The organism is Pseudomonas sp. 39004, from assembly GCF_028682155.1.
Lineage (GTDB): Bacteria > Pseudomonadota > Gammaproteobacteria > Pseudomonadales > Pseudomonadaceae > Aquipseudomonas > Aquipseudomonas capeferrum.
Genome location: NZ_JANIAG010000121.1, coordinates 1 through 17217, shown reverse-complemented (window position 1 = coordinate 17217; position 17217 = coordinate 1). Strand labels below are relative to the sequence as shown.

Sequence of the window (17217 nt, the reverse complement as noted above, 5' to 3'; positions counted from 1 at the left end):
GGCTATTTGATTTTATTTGTAGGATGTTGCCGATCTGGCAGCAGTGGGCTGCTTGGCGGGTGCTGCTGGGGCAGCAGCTGCTCATCAGGAATGCTGGGGCAGCCAAGCGGCCCCCCTGCAATCACACCGCCAACCGCGAAGTCGAGCCGATCACACTCTCCAATACCCTGAAGTCGATCCATTCGCGCACATCGAACCGGCGCGGTATGAACCCCCACCTGAACAAGAACTCGGTAAAGTCCTGCAACGCGTCGATCGAACGCCCATCCAGCGTCGTGCGCAAGCGCCGGTGGGCATCATCACCGTAAGCCGCCGCTACCCAGTACTCGCTGGTGTTCAGTTCGCGCGCCAGAAAACGCCGGGTCTCCTCCGGGTTGGCCCAGGCCCACTGCTCGGTGCGCAGCACGGTGTCGACCAGTGTGCGGCTGGCATCGAAGTGCTCTTCCAGCAGGTGCCTGTCCACGGTCAAGGTGCGCGGCGTACCGTTGTTGCTGCGGATCAACGGGTCGGGGTGGCTGCCGGTGTCGACCACCACCCGCAGGCCGAACTCGTGGGCCAGGTGTACCGCGTGGGCGCCCTTGAGGAAGATCGCGTCGATGTCGCCGCGCAGCAGGCCGATCAGCTCATTGTTGCGCCGGCTGAAGCGGCTGGTGTCCAGGCTCACTTCGGCGCCGTACAGGTGCTGCTTGGCATCGTCGCTGTAGGTGCCGCCGTAGGGGTAGTCGACCAGATCGACATCAGCCACGCTCAGGCCTTCGAGCTTGAGCGCGTTCTCCAGCCCGCGCAGGGCCTGCGCGCGGGTGAAGTCGATTTGCACGTTGGCCCACTTGGGCAGGCCGAAGCGGCGGTTTTTCAGGTCGCGGATACTGCGCACACCGCTTTCTTCGGTGGTCAGAATCAGCTGCACCTCGTCGCTCCACGACAGCCCCAGCACCCGGGTTTCGACCCCGCTGGCATAGGCCCAGATCGCCGGGATGTTGCCACCGTGGCGCACGGAGTTCTGCAGGTGATGGTCGTAGTGGGCTTCGCGCACCTCCCGTTCGCTGGACTCGCGCAACGACTGGATGTTGGTGCCGAACGGCGCAAAAGCTTCGGCCAGGCGCCCGGATTGCACGGCAATGCCGAGCCCGGTGGGCACAGGGCTGTGGGTGTACCAGAGAGTTTCCAGTGGCTTGGTCATGGGGTAACGGGCTTCCTGTCCAGGGGAGTGGGTGCCAGCAAGTGGTCCAGCGGTTGGCGGTCGATCCAGTCGCGTACCTCGAAACGGTTCGGGATGAAGCGCCAGCGTTTGAGAAATTCGACAAAATCTTGCAGGGCGTCGATGGCCTGCTCCTCCAGCCGGGTGCTCAGACGCAAGTGGGCATCGGCGCCGTAAGCGACCGTGACCCAGTATTCGCTGCTGTTGGTTTCCTGGGCCAGGTAGCGGCGGGTTTCGTCGGGGTGCTGATGGGCCCAGCGCTCGGCGCGCAGTACTGACGACAGCAAGGTGCGCACCACCTTCGGGTGCTGCGCCAGCAGGTGGCTGTCCACCGCCAGGGTACGCGGCGTGCCGTTGTTGCTGCGGATCAGCGGGTCGGGGTGGCTGCCGGTGTCGATCACCGTGTGCAAGGCAAAGGCATGGGCCAGTTGCACGGCGCTGGCGCCCTTGAGGAAGATGGCATCGACCTCGCCGCGCAGCAGCCCGGCCAGCTCCAGGTTGCGGCCTTCGCTTTGGCTGCTGGATACCGGTGTACCGGCCACATTGCGCACCGGGCGGTCGCTGAAGGTACCGTCGTAGTGGTAGTTGACCAACGCCACGTCGCCCACTTGCAGGCCTTCGAGCTTCAGGGCGTTTTCCAGCCCACGCAAGGCCTGGGCGCGGGTGAAGTCGATCTGCGCCGAGGCCCAGTCGGGCAGGCCGAAGCGGCGCCCCTTGAGGTCTTTGACCGTGTGGATGCCACTGTCTGGGCGGGTCAGGATCAACTGCGCCTCATCGGCCCAGGACAGCCCGATCACGCGTGTGTCCCGCCCTTGGGCACGGGCCCAGATCGCCGGAATGCTGCCACCGTGGCGCACCGAGTTGCGCAGGCTGTGGTCGAAGTGCGATTCGCGCACCGCCTGCTGGTCGGCCTCGCGCAGCGACTGCACCTGGGTGCCGAGGCTGGCCAGGTCGTCCTGCAGCCAGCCTTGCTGCACGGCGATGCCCAGGCCGGTGGGCACTGGGCAGCGGGTATACCACAGGGTGTCGAGGGGGTTGCTCATGTGCATGCTCCGGTCGGCTTCAGGCGCTGGCCTTCAAGGGGGTGGTGGCCGCAGTCTGCTGCACCAGTGGCAGCACTTCCTGGCCAATGCGCAAGGCCTCTTCCAGGTGCGGGTTGGCGGCCAGGATGAAGGTGCTGAAACCGGCATCACGGTATTCGGCCAGGCGCTCGGCGATGTGCTGGTGGCTACCCACCAGGCCCACGGTCGGGCCGGGTTTGGCCTTGGCGAAACCGGCCCACAGGTTGCGTGCCAGGACCAACTCGTCGAACCCTTGCAGGTGTTGGTGGTAGGCCGCCTGGCGTGCGCCGCCGACCGAGTCGGAGCCGCTGACGAAGCCCTTGGCCGAGGCGCTGGCCTTGCCTTCCAGGCGCTCGAACTGCTGGCGCAGTTCACGCCAGGCCTGCTCTTCGGTCTCGCGGGCGAACAGGTCGACGCGCAGGCCGAAGCGCACCGTGCGCCCTTGTTTGTCGGCCAGCTCGCTGACCCGCTCGATATGGGGCTTGAGCTTGTCGATCGGCTCGGCCCAGTTCAGGTACACATCGGCGTGGCGCGCAGCCACCTCCAGCGCGGCATCGGAAAACCCGGAGAAGTACACACCCGGCTTGCGTTCGTGTTGCAGGCCCGCTGGCAGGCTGCCGTGTTCCAGGCGATAGATGTCGCCTTCGTAGGAGAACGTGTCCTGCTGCCACAGGCCCTGGATCACGTCGAGGAATTCGCCGGTGCGCTTGTAGCGCAAGTCGTGTTCGAGGAAGTCGCCGTTGGCCCGCTGACTGGCCGGGTTGCCGCCGGTGATGATGTTCCAGTCCAGCCTGCCTCCGCTCAGGTTCTGCAGGATGGCGGCCTGTTGCGCGGCATAGGCGGGGAGGGTCCAGGTGGCCTGGAACGCGATCAGAAAGCGTATGCGGCGGGTTTCGCGGGCCAGCGCGGCGGCGGCGATCCACGGCTCGGGGCCGGTGGGCAGCAAGGCCCCCTCGAAGCCCGCCAGTTCAGCGGCCTTGGCCACCTGGGCGATGTAGTCGATGTAGGTGAAACCGTCGCTTTCGCCATTGGGCAGGCGACCGGGGGCGATGTTGCCGGGGCGGTGGTGGGGGTTGCCACGGTTGTGGCGGTCGGTGGACAACTGCGGGCCATCGGTGCCCAGGGGCAGGCGCCAGAAGAATTCGGTGGTCATGGGGGCTCCTGAGGGGGGCGGTTGTGCGGATGGGGAGGCAGGTGCAACGGCTGTGCCATGCACGGCTGCAGCCTTATGGGGCAGGGGTTTGCGCAGGGGGCAGAGGGCCGGGTGCTGCTGTGGCAGCAATCGGTAAGCAGTGGATGCTGGGGGAGCAGCATGAGAGAGCCTGCGAAGTGCAGGGGCATTTGAGGTCATGGGGAAGCCAGGTCGCATGGCTTTGGATTTTTAGCGCCTGGGAGATCGAGCGCCGCCCGCGCGGCGCATCGCGAGCTAAGCTCGCTCCTACATTTGTTTCGGGCCAGTGAGTCCTGTTAAATAGGCGCGCGACCCCTTGTTTGCACGACGCGATATCGAGGCGAGCACCAAAGGGGTCGCGCGCCAATGCTTCAGGCATAACTGGCCCGAAACAAATGTAGGAGCGAGCTTAGCTCGCGATGCGCCGCGCGGGCGGCGCTCGATCTCCCTGGCGCTAAAAATCCCAAGGCATGCCAGCCGCTACATCACGCTTGCGCACCTGCAACAACCTCCCCGGCACTGCGCAAATACGCCTCATACAGCGCCGCATAAGCCCCCCCACGCTCCATCAGCTCTGCATGCGCGCCGTGCTCCACCACCTGCCCATGCCGGACCACGGCAATGCGGTCGGCATCGCGGATGGTCGCCAGCCGATGGGCAATGATGATCGCCGTGCGGCCCTGGCACAGCCGGCGCAGGGCTTGCTGGATGCGCCGTTCGGTATGCACATCCACCGCTGAAGTGGCTTCGTCCAGCACCAGCACCGCCGGGTCGGCCAGGTAGGCGCGCACCAGGCACACCAGCTGGCGCTGGCCGTGGCTGAGGTGCGCGCCCAGCGGGCCGACTTCGGTGTGGTAACCCTGGGGCAGCCGTTCGAGCACCTCATCGGCCCCCAGCTCGCGGGCTGCCGCTACCAGCCGTGCAGCGTCGGCACCGGGGGCGGCAAGGCGCAGGTTGTCGAGGATGCTGCCGCTGAACAGCACGTTGTCCTGCAACACCACACCGACGTTGCGCCGCAGGTCATGCTGGGCCAGTTCGCGCAAGTCGATGCCGTCCAGTTTCACGGCGCCGCTTTGCACCTCGTAGAACCGCGTCAGCAACTGCACCAGGGTGCTCTTGCCATGCCCGGACGGGCCGACGATGGCCAGCACTTCGCCGGCGCGGATGTGCAGGTCGAGCCCGTCGATCACCCGGCGCGGGCTGTTCGGCGCATAGGCAAAACCCACGTGTTCGAAGTCCACCTGGCCGCGTGCCCTGGCCAGCGGGCGGGGCGAGGGTGGGTCAAGGACCTGTGGCCGGGTGTCGAGCAGCAGGAAGATCCGCTGCGCCGAGGCACTGCCGGTGGCGTAGCGTTCGAACAGGTCCGACAGCTCTTGCAGCGGCCCCAGGAACAGGAACACATAGAACAGGCTCTCGGCCACCTGGCCGACGCTGACCTTGCCTTCGGCCAGGCCATGGCCGCCGACCAGCAGCAACACCGCCATGCCGGCCGTGCTCAGCAGTGCGGTGAACGGCGCAAACCAGCCGGCGCGCAGGCTGCCGTGTATCAGTGCCTGGTTGAAGTCCTCCAGCAGGCTCCGGTAGCGCGCCTGGTTGGTCTGTTCCTGGCCGCACTGCTGAATCAGCCGCACCCCGCTCACGCTCTCGACCAGGTGGGCGGTGAAACGGCTGCGCTGTTCGGCGACCTTGGCCCAGTTGCGTTGCGAAACCCGTTTGAAACGCCAGGTAGCCAGGGCCAGCAGCGGCACCGTGGCGGCCAGGCTGTAGAAGAAGCTTGGCTCGATACGCCACAGCATCACCGCTGCCAGGCCGCAGCGCAGCAGAGCACCGAGCAGCTCCGGCGGGCCTTGCACCAGCAGCGGCTCCAGGGCATCCACATCACGATCGGCGCGCGAGATGATGCGCCCGGCGCGCGTCTGGTCGAAGTAGCTCACCGACAGCGCCTGCACATGGGCGAATACCTTCACCCGCAGGTCGTTGAGCACGCGGATCGCCGCCCGCCCGGCAATGAACTGCGACACCCCCGCCAGCAGGAAGCGCCCCAGCCAGCTGGCCGCCAGGCCCAAGCCCAGCCACAGCACCAGGCGTTCGTCCAGCAACCAGTGATCGGCGCTGGGTACCAGGCCCTTGTCGAGCAGCTCGCGCACGAACCAGGGCCGCAGAAACACCGTGAACACCAGCAGCAGTTCGATGCCGATCACTGCCAGGATCTGTCGGCGGATCGGCCGCAGCAGCGGTAGCAGGCGGTGGAACATGCCACGGTCCAAGGCCTGGCGCGCCAGATGTTGTTCGATCTCGATGTCGCTGGGGGTCTTGTTGCGCGTATCAGTCATGGTCGATCCCCAGCAGGTCGCGGTAGTGGGCATTGTTCGCGCTCAGCTCGGCATGGCTGCCACTGGCGCTGATGCGGCCGTTTTCCAGCATCAGCACGCGGTCGGCCAACAGCAGGGTCGAAAGGCGGCTGGTGATCAGCAGCAAGGTCGGCCCCTGGCCTGTGCTGCCGCGCAGGCGGCGGATGTTGTGCAGCACCTGGCGCTCGCCCAGGGCGTCCAGCGCGCTGGTGGCGTCGTCCAGGCAGAGGATGTCGGGCGCGCCGAGCAGTGCGCGAGCCAGGCACAGGCGCTGGCGCTGGCCGCCGGAGAGGGTCACGCCGCGGTCGCCCAGCGGGGTGTCGAGGCCGTGGGGCAGGCGTTCGAGTACGTCCTCTGCCGCCGCCAGGCGCAGCCCTTCGCGCAGTTGTGCAGGGCTGGCCTGCGGGGCCGCCAGGCGCAGGTTGGCGGCCAGGCTGTCGGAGAACAGAAAGCTTTCTTGTGGCAGTACCTGCACACGCCGGCGCAAATCGGCCAGGTCGAGTTCACGCACATCGTGCCAACCTGCAGCGTCACTGCCGACCAGCACAGCGCCGCCCTGCACGTCGGCCAGGCGCGGCAGCAGGCTGGCCAGCAGGCTCTTGCCGGTGCCCGTGGCGCCGACCAGTGCCACCACCTCGCCGGGCTCCAGGGTCAGCGAACAGTCATGCAGGATGTCGCGCTCACCCGCTGGCGCACCGACCCGTACCTGGGCCAGTTTCAGCCCCAGCGGCCCCAGGGGCAGGGTGGCTTGGCCGCCGACGATCGCCGGGCGCTCGTCCAGCAACTGCCAGATACGTTCGGCACTGGCACGGGCGTCGGCGAAGGTCTGCATGACCCGGCCGATGCCTTCGATACGGAACACCAGCGTGGTGGCCACCAGCAGCGAGGTGACCAGCTCGCCGATGCCCAGCGTACCCGCTGCCACACAATGGGCGCCGTACACCAGGATCCACACATGCCCCAGTGCCACCACCGCCTGTGGCAGCGGAATGCGCGAGCTGGCGTAGGCCAGGGCTGCCCGTGCGTGGCCGGTGAACACGTTCACTTGGCTGGCGAAACGCTCGATGCGCTGGCCCTCCAGGCCGAATGCCTTGATCACCCGTACACCACCGATGCCTTCGGCCAGGTCCTGGCTGACCTGGTCGTAGGCGGCGCCTACCGCTCGGTCAAGGCTGACCAGGCGATCGGTCTGCACGACGAACAGCCACAGCCCGGCCCCGGTCAGCAACAGTGGCACCAGGCCGAGCAGCGGGTCGTACCCACTCAGCAGCCCCACGGCCGCCATCACCACCAGGGGTGTTTCGATGATCTGCCGCCAGAAGGTGATCAGCGCATCGCGCACCTTGTCGGCGTCGCGGGTGGTGCGGGTGACCAACTCACCCATGCCGTGGCGCCAGTGGTAGCCCAGGTGCAGGCGCTGCACCTGGGTCAGGATACGTTCACGCAGGCGCGTCAGCAGGGCCTGGCTGAGCACCAGCGACAGCACCGCTGCCGCGTACTGCAGCAGGCCACGGCCCAGCGCGATGGCCAGCAGCAGCCACAGCCAGTGCCAGGCCACGGCGGCGTCCAGGCCGCCATCAGCCAGGCGCACCACGGCACGGCCGGCGCTGACATCGTCCACGGCGTGGCCGATCAGCCATTGCTGCCAGACCAGGCCAAGGTTGCCAGCGATGTACAACGTGGTGACAAGCGCAAAGCGCCAGGGCATTTCACGATAAATGGCCAAGGCACGAAGAAGCGGATGGTTCATGAAAAGGCTCGATCAAAAGCGACACGGCCCCTGTAGGAGCGGCCTTGCGTCGCGATGGGGGCGCAAAGCGCCCCCCGGGTTCATAAGCTCAACGGCGCGTCGCGCCCTGCGCTTCCTTGGCATTGAGCACAGCGGTGTACTCCCCCGGATCGGCACCGTTGAGGTAATAGTTACCCACGTTGTGCAGCCGCCAGCGAATCGGGTCATGGGTGGTATGCACCCGCGCGTTTCGCCAGAATCGGTCAAGGTTCCACTTGCTCAACGAAGCACTGGCCCCCAGCAGCGAAAACAGGTCGCTGGCGATCTTCAGCGACGCGCCATCGGAATGCGCACGGGCAGTCGCCACCGAGAGAATCAGCTCGTCCTGCAGGGCCTTGTCCTCCGGGTCACGCTCATGCGCGTCGAACACCTGCGCAGCATCACGCAGCACTGACTCGGCCCCGCGCAGGGCCACCGCGTACTCGCCTATCTGGCGAATGACATGCGGCTCGTCGCTGGCGCGCTCGACGCCACTTTCCACCCAGGCCCGCGCATGCTCGCGCAGGTAGTCGACGCCCGCCTGCAGCGCGCCGGCCGCGATGCCGGTGTCGATGGCCGCGTGGAGAATCTGCGGGAAGGTCAGGCCGGTGCGCTTCATCGGGCCGCTACGCCGCGACAGGTAGCGCTCGTCGAGCACGATTTCGTCGAAGTTCACCGTGCCGCTCACCGAGTTCTGCTGGCCGAAGGCCTGCCAGTCGTCGACCAGGGTCAGCCCGGGAGTGTCGCGGTGCAGCAGGACACCAACGCCGCCGTCCTCGCTGGCGGCGGTCAGCGAAATCCAGTCGGCGAGGTATGAACCGGTGGAGTAGAACTTGCTGCCATTGAGCACCAGCTTGCCATCGGCGCGGCGCTCGACGCGGGTCTTGAGGGCGAACTTGTTCTTGCCGCCGACCTCGGCCAGGGCATTGCCAAAGCGCTTGCCGGCCAGCACGTCGGCGATCAGGCGGTCACGTACTTCGCTGGCGTAGCCGGTGAAAATGCCGCGCAGCATCACGTTGTGAATCTGCAGCAACTGGCCGACGCCGCCATCGGCAATGGAGATCAGGCGCACGGTTTCGACGAGGGTTTGCACCGAGGCACCCAGGCCGCCGAACTCGGCCGGTACGCCAATGGCGGTGAGGCCGCTGCTGGACAGCAGTTCGGCCTGGCGGCGCGGCAGTTGGCCGTTGTTGGCCGGGTTGGCGGCGAGTACCGCGATCTGTGCGGCGACCTCGCGGGCAGCAGCGATGGCTTCGGCCTCGCTGGTCAAGCGGTGGGTGGGGCTGGGTTCTATGGCGCTCATGGAAAGGTCTCGGTTGCTTGAGGGGCCAGTGCGCCTGCTGCGCGGGTAAACCGCCCCTGCAGGGCGTGCACGGCCCCTGTGGAGGCGGTTTACCTGCGGATGGCGACACCGCGGTCAAATGCCCTTGAGCAATATCTTTGCCACCCCTCGCCAGGCCCCATTCCACGTGGCCCTCGCCAGCTTTTGCTGCCCCAGCAGCAGTGCCCCTGCTGGTCTGGCAGCAGCCCGCCCGCAATCCTGCTCCGTGCCCAGCAGCCAGGGCCTGCGAGCGACTACGAGTTCCGCGTAAATCAAGGCCTCCAGCGGTTGGCACGCACGCTGCAATGGGGCTTTCACGACGCCCAAGGAGCCACCCCATGACACGTGCTACTGCTGCAACGCATACCGACGACCCTACCGCCCTGGACCGCATCTGGTTCACCCGCTGCCCTGTGCCCACCGCCTCGGGCATTGCCTACAAGCTTGGCTGGCTGGACGAAGAGTTCGCCCGTGACGGTTTGCCGGTCTCGACCCTGCAAGAGGCCCGTCAGCTCGGCCACCACCATTACGATCACCAGCTGCCAGGGCTGTTTCGCGAAGGCGGTAACGTGCCGGCACTGGCCGCCCGTGCCGCCGGTTCGCCAAGCCGGCTGATCGGCCTGACCTGGATCGAAGAATGGCAGACCATCCTGGTGCGCCCCGACGCAGGCATCCGCAGCGCCGCCGACCTGCGCGGCAAGCGCCTGGCCCTGCCGGCCTGGGGCGACAGCCGCCCCGGCAGCATTGCCCGCGCCATGAGCCTGCAGGGTTACAAAGGCGCCCTGGCCTCGGCCAGCCTGCAGCTCGATGACGTGCAACTGGTGGAAGTGGCGCTGCTCGACCAGGCCAGCGCCGCTACCCCGCAACTGGGCCTGCAGCGCCTGTGGTCTGGCCTTGATTACCTGGTGCGCGGCGAAGTCGACGCCGTCTACGTGAAGGGCGCGGCAGCTGCCGATGCGGCGCGGCGCCTGGGCCTGGTGGTGGGCGTCGACCTCGACCTGCTGCCTGACCCGCGCCACCGCATCAACAACGGTACGCCCAGGCCGATCACCGTTCACCAGAGCCTGCTCGACAACCATTTCGACCTGGTCGCGCGCTTCCTCGCCCAGACCTTGCGCGCTGCCGAGTGGGCCGCGGGCAACCGCGAGGCACTGAACCGCTTCCTCGAAGACGAAACCCGCGCCGGTAGCCAGGGTGTGGCCGACGCCTACCGCGGCGCCTTCCACACCACCTTGGCGCCGGACCTGTCCGAGCAACGCCTGGCCTTCCTCGGCAGGCAAAAAGACTTTCTCTACCTGCATGGCTTCCTGGAAGCCGATTTCAACATCGCCGACTGGGTCGACCCAAGGCCCCTGCAAGCTGCCCATGAACTGCTGGCCCAGCGCCGCGCCTGACCTTGCACTAGCAACCGGAGATTGAACATGACCGTACTGATCAACGAACGCCCCGTCACTGCCGAACTGCAAGCCTTCATCGACCAGGTGGTGGCTGAAGCCGAAGCTGCGTTTACCGTGTTCCGCGAGACCAACACCATCACCGCCAATGGCACGGTCGGTTTCATCGAGCGCGTGCCCGGTGAAGAGCTGCTGGTGTCGGTGAACTACGGCGGCCCCTGGAACCACCGCAAGCCGCTGCAGGCCACCGTGACCGACTTCTCTGGCAACGTCATCGTCGGCAAGGGCAAAGGCGGCCTGGGCCGCTACACCAAACTGTTCCACACGCACCCTGACATCACCACGGTCTCGCATGTGCACAGCCCTTACCTCGGCGCCTGGGCCCAGACCCACCGCACCTTGCCGTTCCACTATGTGCCGGTGCAGCGCTACCAGCTGGCCAGGGAGTTGCCGGTGTACATCGACCGGCGTCAGGCCGAGGTGGACTTCATCCTCGACAAGATTGCCGAAAACCCGTTCAACCTGGCCATTCTGGAAGCCAACGGCGGCTCCACCGTGTGGGGCAAGCAGGGGCTGCGGGCAACGGCCGAGTTCATCTTGTTGCTGGAGGAGGGCGCGCAGATTCAGTTGCTGGCTGATGCACTGGGCGGCTCGCGGCCCTATGGCCCTGGGGTGCTGACCCAGCAGTGGAAGATGAGTGGGTTGTATGAGCGCGCAACCGAACTGGGGCTGGTGCCAGGCATCGATCGGCGTAGCTGATGCGATAGCTGGGGCTGCATAGCAGCCCCCCAAGGCCTACTCACCCGCTCAAGGAACAGCCCCATGGCAGTAAAAATTCTCTGGTACCTCACCACCCCCGACGGCCCCTATCCCTGGGAGCCAGAAGGCCGCTGGAACACCGATTTCGAGCACCTCAAGCAACTGGCCATCGCGGCTGATCGCCTGGGCTTCTACGGCTCGCTGCTCGGCTCCAGCCCCAACGAAAGCCTCGCGGTGTCGGCCGCCCTGATCGATGCCACATCGCGGCTGCGCTTCCTGGTCGCCCAGCACCCAGGCGAACTGTCACCCGCGGTACTGGCCAAGTGGGCACTCACTTTCGACCAGTTCTCCAACGGCCGCCTGCTGTTCAATGTGGTCAATGGCAACGACGCAGGCCTGGCCACACTGGGCGTACATTACCCGCACGATGAACGCTACGACTTCAGCCTGGAATACTGGCGAGCGTTCCAGGGCTTCTACGCCGGCGAAACCGCGGGCTACCACGGGCGCTACGTCAAGCTCTCGCCACGTGCGCCAGCGGCGGCCAGCCACCCGCTGGGCGGCTGGCACCCCCCTAGGCAGAAACCTGGCATCCCGCTGTGGGGCGCAGGCACTTCAGCGCCGGGCGTAGCCCATTCGGTGCAGTTGCTCGACGTCTACCTGAGCTTCGCCGATACCCCGCAAAAACTCGGCGACAAGTTCCGCCGGGTGGCGGCAGAAGCCGCAAAAATCGGCCGCGAGCTGACCTATGGCACGCGCCTGCAAATCATCGTGCGCGAGACCGAAGAAGAAGCCTGGGCCCATGCCGAGCGGCTGCTGCAGCGCACCTCGCTGGCCACCGCCCGGGCGGCCATCGAGCGCCAGCTGCCGGCGGGGCAGACCCTGGACAGCTACGTCAGCGACGACCCGCGCATCCAGCGCAACCTCGACAGCATTCGCGCCGGGCGCCTGCCCACCGCCCGTGAGCTGGAGATCCACCCCAACGTCTGGCTGGGCCCCAGCCTGTTCGGTTTCAACCTGCTGGGCCCGGCTGCCGGCACCTACCTGGTTGGCAGCGCCGAACAGGTGGCCGCGAGGATCCGCGAATACGAAGCCCAGGGCACCTCGGCGTTCATCCTGTCGGGCTTCCCGTTGATCGACGAAGCCCACCGGGTGGCAGACCTGCTGTTCCCGCTGCTCGACCTGGACCATGGTTTCGACGTGCCACGCCTCGGCGCCCAGGCCAAACCGACCGTGGCGCAACCGGCGTAAGGAGAGGGTGATGAGTGAGCTGTTTTCGCGCCGGGTGTTTCTCGGCAACAGCCTGGCCGTGGGGGGAGGCTTGCTGCTCGGTGGCGGGCTGCTCAGCGGCTGCGACGGCGGCGCGCCTGCGGCAACGGCTGGCGCCGCCGCATTGGCGGCCACGCCGGTGCACGGTGGGCGTTTGCGCGTGGGCATCATCGACGGTGACCAGGCCGGCAACCTCGATGCTCACAAACCGTTGGGCGGAGGGATCATCCGCGGCTGGGCGCTGTATGCCAAGTTCTGGGAGTGGAACCCGGATGTCAGCACGCGCCTGGCCCTGGCCGAATTCGCCGAACCGAATGCCGATGCCAGCGCCTGGACCATCCGCATCAAGCCGGGGCTGGAGTTTCACCATGGCAAGAGCATCACGGCCGACGACATGCTGTTCTCGATCCTGCGCCTGACCGACCCGCAGTTGGCGTCGCCGTTTGCCGGGCTGGTCGGTGCCATCGACCGCCAGGCGCTGCGCAAAGTCGACCCTCGCACCCTCGAAATCCGCTTCAAACACGGGCAGAGTTTCTACCCGCTGGATGAAACGCTGATCAGCTTCGGCGGCATCGTGCCCACCGACTACCACCCAGTGACCAACCCGGTCGGGGCGGGGCCTTACAAGCTGAAAAGCTTCATCCCCGGGCAGCGCTCGCTCTACACCCGCTTCGAAAACTACTACAAGCCCAACCGCCCCTATGCCGATGAGCTGGAAATCATCGAATTCAAGGACCAGGTCTCGCGGGCCGCCGCCTTGCGTGCCGGGCAAGTGGACGTGGCCAGCGGGGTGCAGGCCGAACACAGCGCCTTGCTCAAGGCCGACCCGCGCCTGCGCCTGTACGCCTCGCCCAGCACGTCGTTCACCGGCTTCAACCTGAACCTGGCCAAGGCACCCTTCCAGGATGTGCGCGTGCGCCAGGCATTGCGCCTGCTCGCCGACCGCCAGGAACTGGTAGCGCGCGGGCTCAATGGCTTCGGCCGCATCGCCAACGACCTGTACTCGCCCCACGACCCGACCTACAACCATGCGCTCGCCCAGCGCCCCTACGACCTCGATCAGGCCCGTTCGCTGCTGCGCCAGGCCGGGCAGGACGACTTGCGCGTCGAGCTGACCACCACGCCAGGCCCCGGCGTGAATGCCGCCCTGGTGTTTGCCCAGCAAGCACAGAAGGCGGGCGTTCAGGTCAAGGTCAACCAGGTCGATGGCTCGGTATTCAACGGCCCGCAGCGCGAGCAGTGGCAGCTGTCGCCGGGCTCTACGCCGGCCCGCGGCTTCCTCGCCTCGGCGTTGCACAACGATGCCCCGCAGGCCATCTACAACCGCAGCAACTTCCATGACCCTCGCTTTACCGAACTGTTCCACCAGGCCCTGGCCCAACCGGATCTTGAGCGGCGTAAAGCGCTGGTGCACGAGGCCCAGGTGATCCAGCACGAACGCGGCGGCCTGTTGATCTGGGGCTTTTCCGACGTGCTCGATGCGGCGTCCGCCAAGGTGGGTGGGCTTGCCCCGGAACAGACCACTTTCGCCTCCTGGCGCTTCGATGAACTCTGGTTGAACCATGCCTGATCACGCTCACCGCTCCCCACGTACGCCGGCCTGGCTGGCCTGGTTCATAGGCCGTCTGGGCTACGGCCTGCTGACCGCGTGGGTCATCAGCCTGGTGGTGTTCATCGCCACCCAGGCGCTGCCCTCGGACCCGGCGCGGGTCATTCTTGGCCCCGATGCGCCGCTGCAAAGCATCCTGACCTTGCAGCGGCAACTGGGCCTCGATCAGCCGATCCTGGTCCAGTACCTGCGTTGGATGGGCGCGGCGCTGCGCGGTGACCTGGGTATTTCGCTGGACTCGCAGGTGCCCGTGGCGCAGCTGCTGTTCGGTCGTCTTGGCCATACCCTGGCACTGCTGGCCGGCGTGCTGGCGCTGGTGGTGCCGCTGGCACTCACCCTCGGCGCGAGCCTGGCCTTGCGGCGTGATCGGCCGCTGGACCGCTGGGGCCTGTCGGCATTGATCCTGTTGAAGGCCACGCCGAGCTTTCTGCTGGCCATCGGCCTGGTGCTGCTGTTTTCCATGCCTGGCATGGGTTGGCTACCGGCGGTGTCGATCCTTGACCCGCAACTGCCCCTGTGGCGGCAGCTGCCGTCGCTGGTGCTGCCGGTGGTTGCCCTGAGTTTGTCGGCGCTGCCGTACCTGACGCGGATGGTGCGTGCCTCGATGATCGAGGCGCTGGAGTCCGATTATGTGGTTGCCGCCCGCCTGCGCGGCATACCGGAGCGGCTTATCGTCTGGCGCCATACCTTGCCCAACGCCCTGACCCCGGCGATCCAGGGCGTGGCGCTGACCCTGCGCACACTGGTCGGCGGCGCGCTGCTGGCTGAGGTGATCTTCAGCTACCCCGGTATCGGCACCGCCCTCAATGCGGCGATCCAGATGCGCGACTTGCCGATGATCCAGGGCGTGGTGTTGGTCATCACCCTGGCCGTGGTGCTGATCAACCTGCTGGCGGATCTGCTCACCGTTCTGCTCACCCCCAAATTGCGCACCGCGCGCCGGGTCAAGATGATCCGCCGTAACCGGCGCGGCATCCGCCCCTGGTGGCGGCGCGCACGCAGCACACCTGCCCAGGAGGCTACTCATGACTGACGCACGCTGGCTGGCCGACCCGCAGGTGCGGCGCGGCGCCGTGATTACCTCGTGGGTGGTGCTGGTGGCTGTACTTGGCCCCTGGCTCGCGCCCCATGCCCCCACGGCCATGGTCGGGCCGGTGTACGGCCCGCCGACTGCCGGTGCGCCGTTGGGGCATGATTTTCTTGGCCACGACTTGCTGTCACGCCTGCTCAGCGGCGGCGTGTCGGTGCTGTGGATGTCGGTGGCGGCGGCCACCCTGGCGTTGCTGGTCGGGGGCAGCCTGGGCCTGTTGGCCGGGTTCTCGCGCCGTCGGCTGGACCAGGCGATCAGTTGGGCGGCGGATGTCTCGTTGGCCTTCCCGGACCTGATCCTGGTGCTGCTGATCGTATCGATGCTTGGCCGTGCACCGTGGCTGATTGTGCTGACCGTGGCCATCGCCTTCACCCCCGGGGTCATCCGCCTTGCGCGTGGCAGTGCGGTGGCGGTGGCAGGCCAGGAGTTTGTCGAGGCCGCGCAGATGATGGGCTACTCCCGCTGGCGCATCCTGTTCAACGAAATCCTGCCGAACATTCTTACGCCGCTGCTGGTGCACTTCGGCAACATGTTGACCTGGGCGGTGGGCATGCTCTCGGGCTTGAGCTTCCTGGGCTACGGCGTAGCGCCGCCTGCGGCCGATTGGGGCCTGATGATCAACGAAAACCAGGCCGGCCTGCTGGTCCAGCCCTGGGCGGTGCTGGCGCCGGCACTGCTGATTGCCGTGTTCGCCTATGGCACCAATATCCTGGCCGAGGGTATCGGCCGGGTCAGTGCACGTATCGGGGAGAAGCAGCCATGACGGCGGCGGTGAAGATTGCCAGCGACGTGTTGCAGGTCAGTGACCTGCGGGTGGAACTGGCCGGGCAGGTGGATGTGCTGGCCGATGTCTCGTTCAGCCTGGCAGCGGGTGAAATCGTTGGGCTGGTGGGCGAGTCCGGTTCGGGCAAGACCACCCTGGCCACCGCCTTGTTGCGCCATGCGCGGCAGGGTGCGCGGATTACCGGTGGGCACATTGCGGTGGCCGGGCAGGCGGTGCTCGAACTCGAGGGCGAGGCCCTGCGTCTGGCGCGCGGCGGGTTGGTCGGCTACGTCGCCCAGGACCCGGCCACCGCGCTGAACCCGGCCCTGCGCATTGGCGCATTGCTGCGCGAAACCGTGCGGGCGCATTTGCCGAAATTGCCGGGCGATGCAGTGCAGCAGCGTATCCAGGAGACCCTGGTCGATGTCGGCTTGCCGGATGATGCGGCCTTCCTGCGGCGTTTCCCCCACCAGTTGTCCGGTGGGCAGCAGCAGCGGGTGATGCTGGCGCTGGCGTTTGTGCTGCGGCCCAGGCTGATCGTGCTCGACGAGCCCACCACGGCGCTGGACGTCAGCACCCAGGCGCATGTGCTGGACACCCTCAAGCGCCTGTGCCGAGGCCAAGGCGTGGCGGCGCTGTACGTGACCCACGACCTGGCCGTGGTACGTGACCTGGTCGACCGGGTGATGGTGATGTATGCCGGCCGGCTGGTTGAAGTGACGGGCCGCGAGAGGCTGTTCAGCGCCCCGGCGCACCCCTACACCCGCGCCTTGCTCGCGGCGATCCCTGACATTGCCAAGCGTCAGCCGCTGCAAGCCATCGCCGGGCACGCGCCGGCACCGGGACAGCGGCCTGCGGGCTGTGCCTTCGCCCCGCGCTGTGCCCGGCGGCGTGCCGAGTGTGCGGTGATAGAACCTTCGCTGTCGGCGCTCGACGCGGGTCATCAGGTCGCCTGCCTGGTGCCGCACCGTGAGGTATTGCCCCTTGGCGACGTCGCTCTCGAGGCGGTTACGGCGCCGGGTGAAGGTGCGTTGCTGGAGGTCCAGGGGCTGGATGTGGCGTACGACCGCCAGGTGCTGTTCGATGTGTCTTTGCAGGTGGCACCAGGCGAGTGCCTGGCGCTGGTGGGCGAGTCCGGCTCGGGCAAGACCAGCCTGGCCAGGGCCATCGCCGGGTTGGCCGAGAACGTGCAGGGCCAGCTGCGCTATGGCGGCGAGCCGTTGGCGTTTGCGGCGCGTCAGCGTGATGCGCGGCTGCGTCACCAGATCCAGTATGTGTTTCAGAACCCTTACCGGGCCTTGAACCCACGCCAGACGATCGCGCAAACCCTCAGCGCGCCGTTGGCGCATTTTTTTGGTGTGCGCGGTGATGAGGCGCATCGCCGGGTCGAGGCGGTGCTGGCGCGGGTGTCGCTGCCGGCGCGTGTGGCAGGCCTGTACCCGCAGAGTTTGTCGGGTGGCGAG

The 17217-nt window shown here is 67.0% G+C and carries 13 protein-coding genes; 7 read left to right on the top strand and 6 right to left on the bottom strand.

Going from position 1 to position 17217, the window contains the following annotated elements; all coding sequences use genetic code 11:
- Positions 1-121: 121 nt before the first annotated feature.
- The 6 genes from NP534_RS19230 to NP534_RS19205 all read right to left on the bottom strand — a co-directional run bounded on the left by NP534_RS19230 (position 122) and on the right by NP534_RS19205 (position 8852).
- Positions 122-1180: an ABC transporter substrate-binding protein gene (locus NP534_RS19230; RefSeq protein ID WP_274099750.1), complete on the bottom strand. Its 1059-nt coding sequence runs from the start codon at positions 1178-1180 to the stop codon at positions 122-124.
- Positions 1177-2241 carry an ABC transporter substrate-binding protein gene (locus NP534_RS19225; protein ID WP_274099749.1) on the bottom strand — a complete coding sequence of 355 codons (1065 nt, stop codon included), beginning with the start codon at positions 2239-2241 and terminating at the stop codon, positions 1177-1179. The genes NP534_RS19230 and NP534_RS19225 overlap by 4 nt, the downstream gene beginning before the upstream one ends.
- Positions 2242-2260: 19 nt before the next feature.
- A complete protein-coding gene (locus NP534_RS19220) occupies positions 2261-3412 on the bottom strand; it encodes an LLM class flavin-dependent oxidoreductase (RefSeq protein ID WP_274099748.1) in 1152 nt (383 codons plus the stop codon).
- A gap of 503 nt (positions 3413-3915) precedes the next feature.
- Complete coding sequence (locus NP534_RS19215) at positions 3916-5763, bottom strand: ABC transporter ATP-binding protein (RefSeq protein ID WP_274099747.1); 1848 nt, start codon at positions 5761-5763, stop codon at positions 3916-3918.
- Entirely contained in the window at positions 5756-7531 is a 1776-nt protein-coding gene (locus tag NP534_RS19210) for an ABC transporter ATP-binding protein (protein ID WP_274099746.1), read from the bottom strand. Before NP534_RS19210 ends, NP534_RS19215 begins: the two co-directional genes overlap by 8 nt.
- An 88-nt stretch (positions 7532-7619) precedes the next feature.
- Positions 7620-8852, bottom strand: coding sequence for an acyl-CoA dehydrogenase family protein (locus tag NP534_RS19205; RefSeq protein ID WP_274099745.1), 1233 nt, complete (start codon positions 8850-8852; stop codon positions 7620-7622).
- A 356-nt stretch (positions 8853-9208) separates the two neighbouring features.
- Between NP534_RS19205 and NP534_RS19200 the strand changes: the two genes are divergently transcribed.
- The 7 genes from NP534_RS19200 to NP534_RS19170 all read left to right on the top strand — a co-directional run.
- Positions 9209-10264 (top strand): ABC transporter substrate-binding protein, encoded by a 1056-nt coding sequence (locus tag NP534_RS19200; protein WP_274099744.1) that lies wholly within the window; start codon positions 9209-9211, stop codon positions 10262-10264.
- A gap of 27 nt (positions 10265-10291) precedes the next feature.
- On the top strand, positions 10292-11023 hold the full coding sequence (locus NP534_RS19195; RefSeq protein WP_033697159.1) for a class II aldolase/adducin family protein: 732 nt from the start codon (positions 10292-10294) through the stop codon (positions 11021-11023).
- Positions 11024-11086: 63 nt separating this feature from the next.
- The gene (locus NP534_RS19190; RefSeq protein WP_274099743.1) at positions 11087-12274 is read left to right on the top strand and encodes an LLM class flavin-dependent oxidoreductase; all 1188 of its coding nucleotides are present in this window, start codon (positions 11087-11089) and stop codon (positions 12272-12274) included.
- Positions 12275-12284: 10 nt separating this feature from the next.
- Positions 12285-13862 carry an ABC transporter substrate-binding protein gene (locus tag NP534_RS19185; RefSeq protein WP_274099742.1) on the top strand — a complete coding sequence of 526 codons (1578 nt, stop codon included), beginning with the start codon at positions 12285-12287 and terminating at the stop codon, positions 13860-13862.
- Positions 13855-14934: an ABC transporter permease gene (locus NP534_RS19180; protein WP_274099741.1), complete on the top strand. Its 1080-nt coding sequence runs from the start codon at positions 13855-13857 to the stop codon at positions 14932-14934. Before NP534_RS19185 ends, NP534_RS19180 begins: the two co-directional genes overlap by 8 nt.
- Positions 14927-15754 carry an ABC transporter permease gene (locus NP534_RS19175; RefSeq protein ID WP_274099740.1) on the top strand — a complete coding sequence of 276 codons (828 nt, stop codon included), beginning with the start codon at positions 14927-14929 and terminating at the stop codon, positions 15752-15754. Before NP534_RS19180 ends, NP534_RS19175 begins: the two co-directional genes overlap by 8 nt.
- Positions 15751-17217, top strand: a 1467-nt coding sequence (locus NP534_RS19170; protein WP_274099739.1) for an oligopeptide/dipeptide ABC transporter ATP-binding protein, incomplete at its 3' end; no start/stop codon positions are given. The genes NP534_RS19175 and NP534_RS19170, both read left to right, overlap by 4 nt.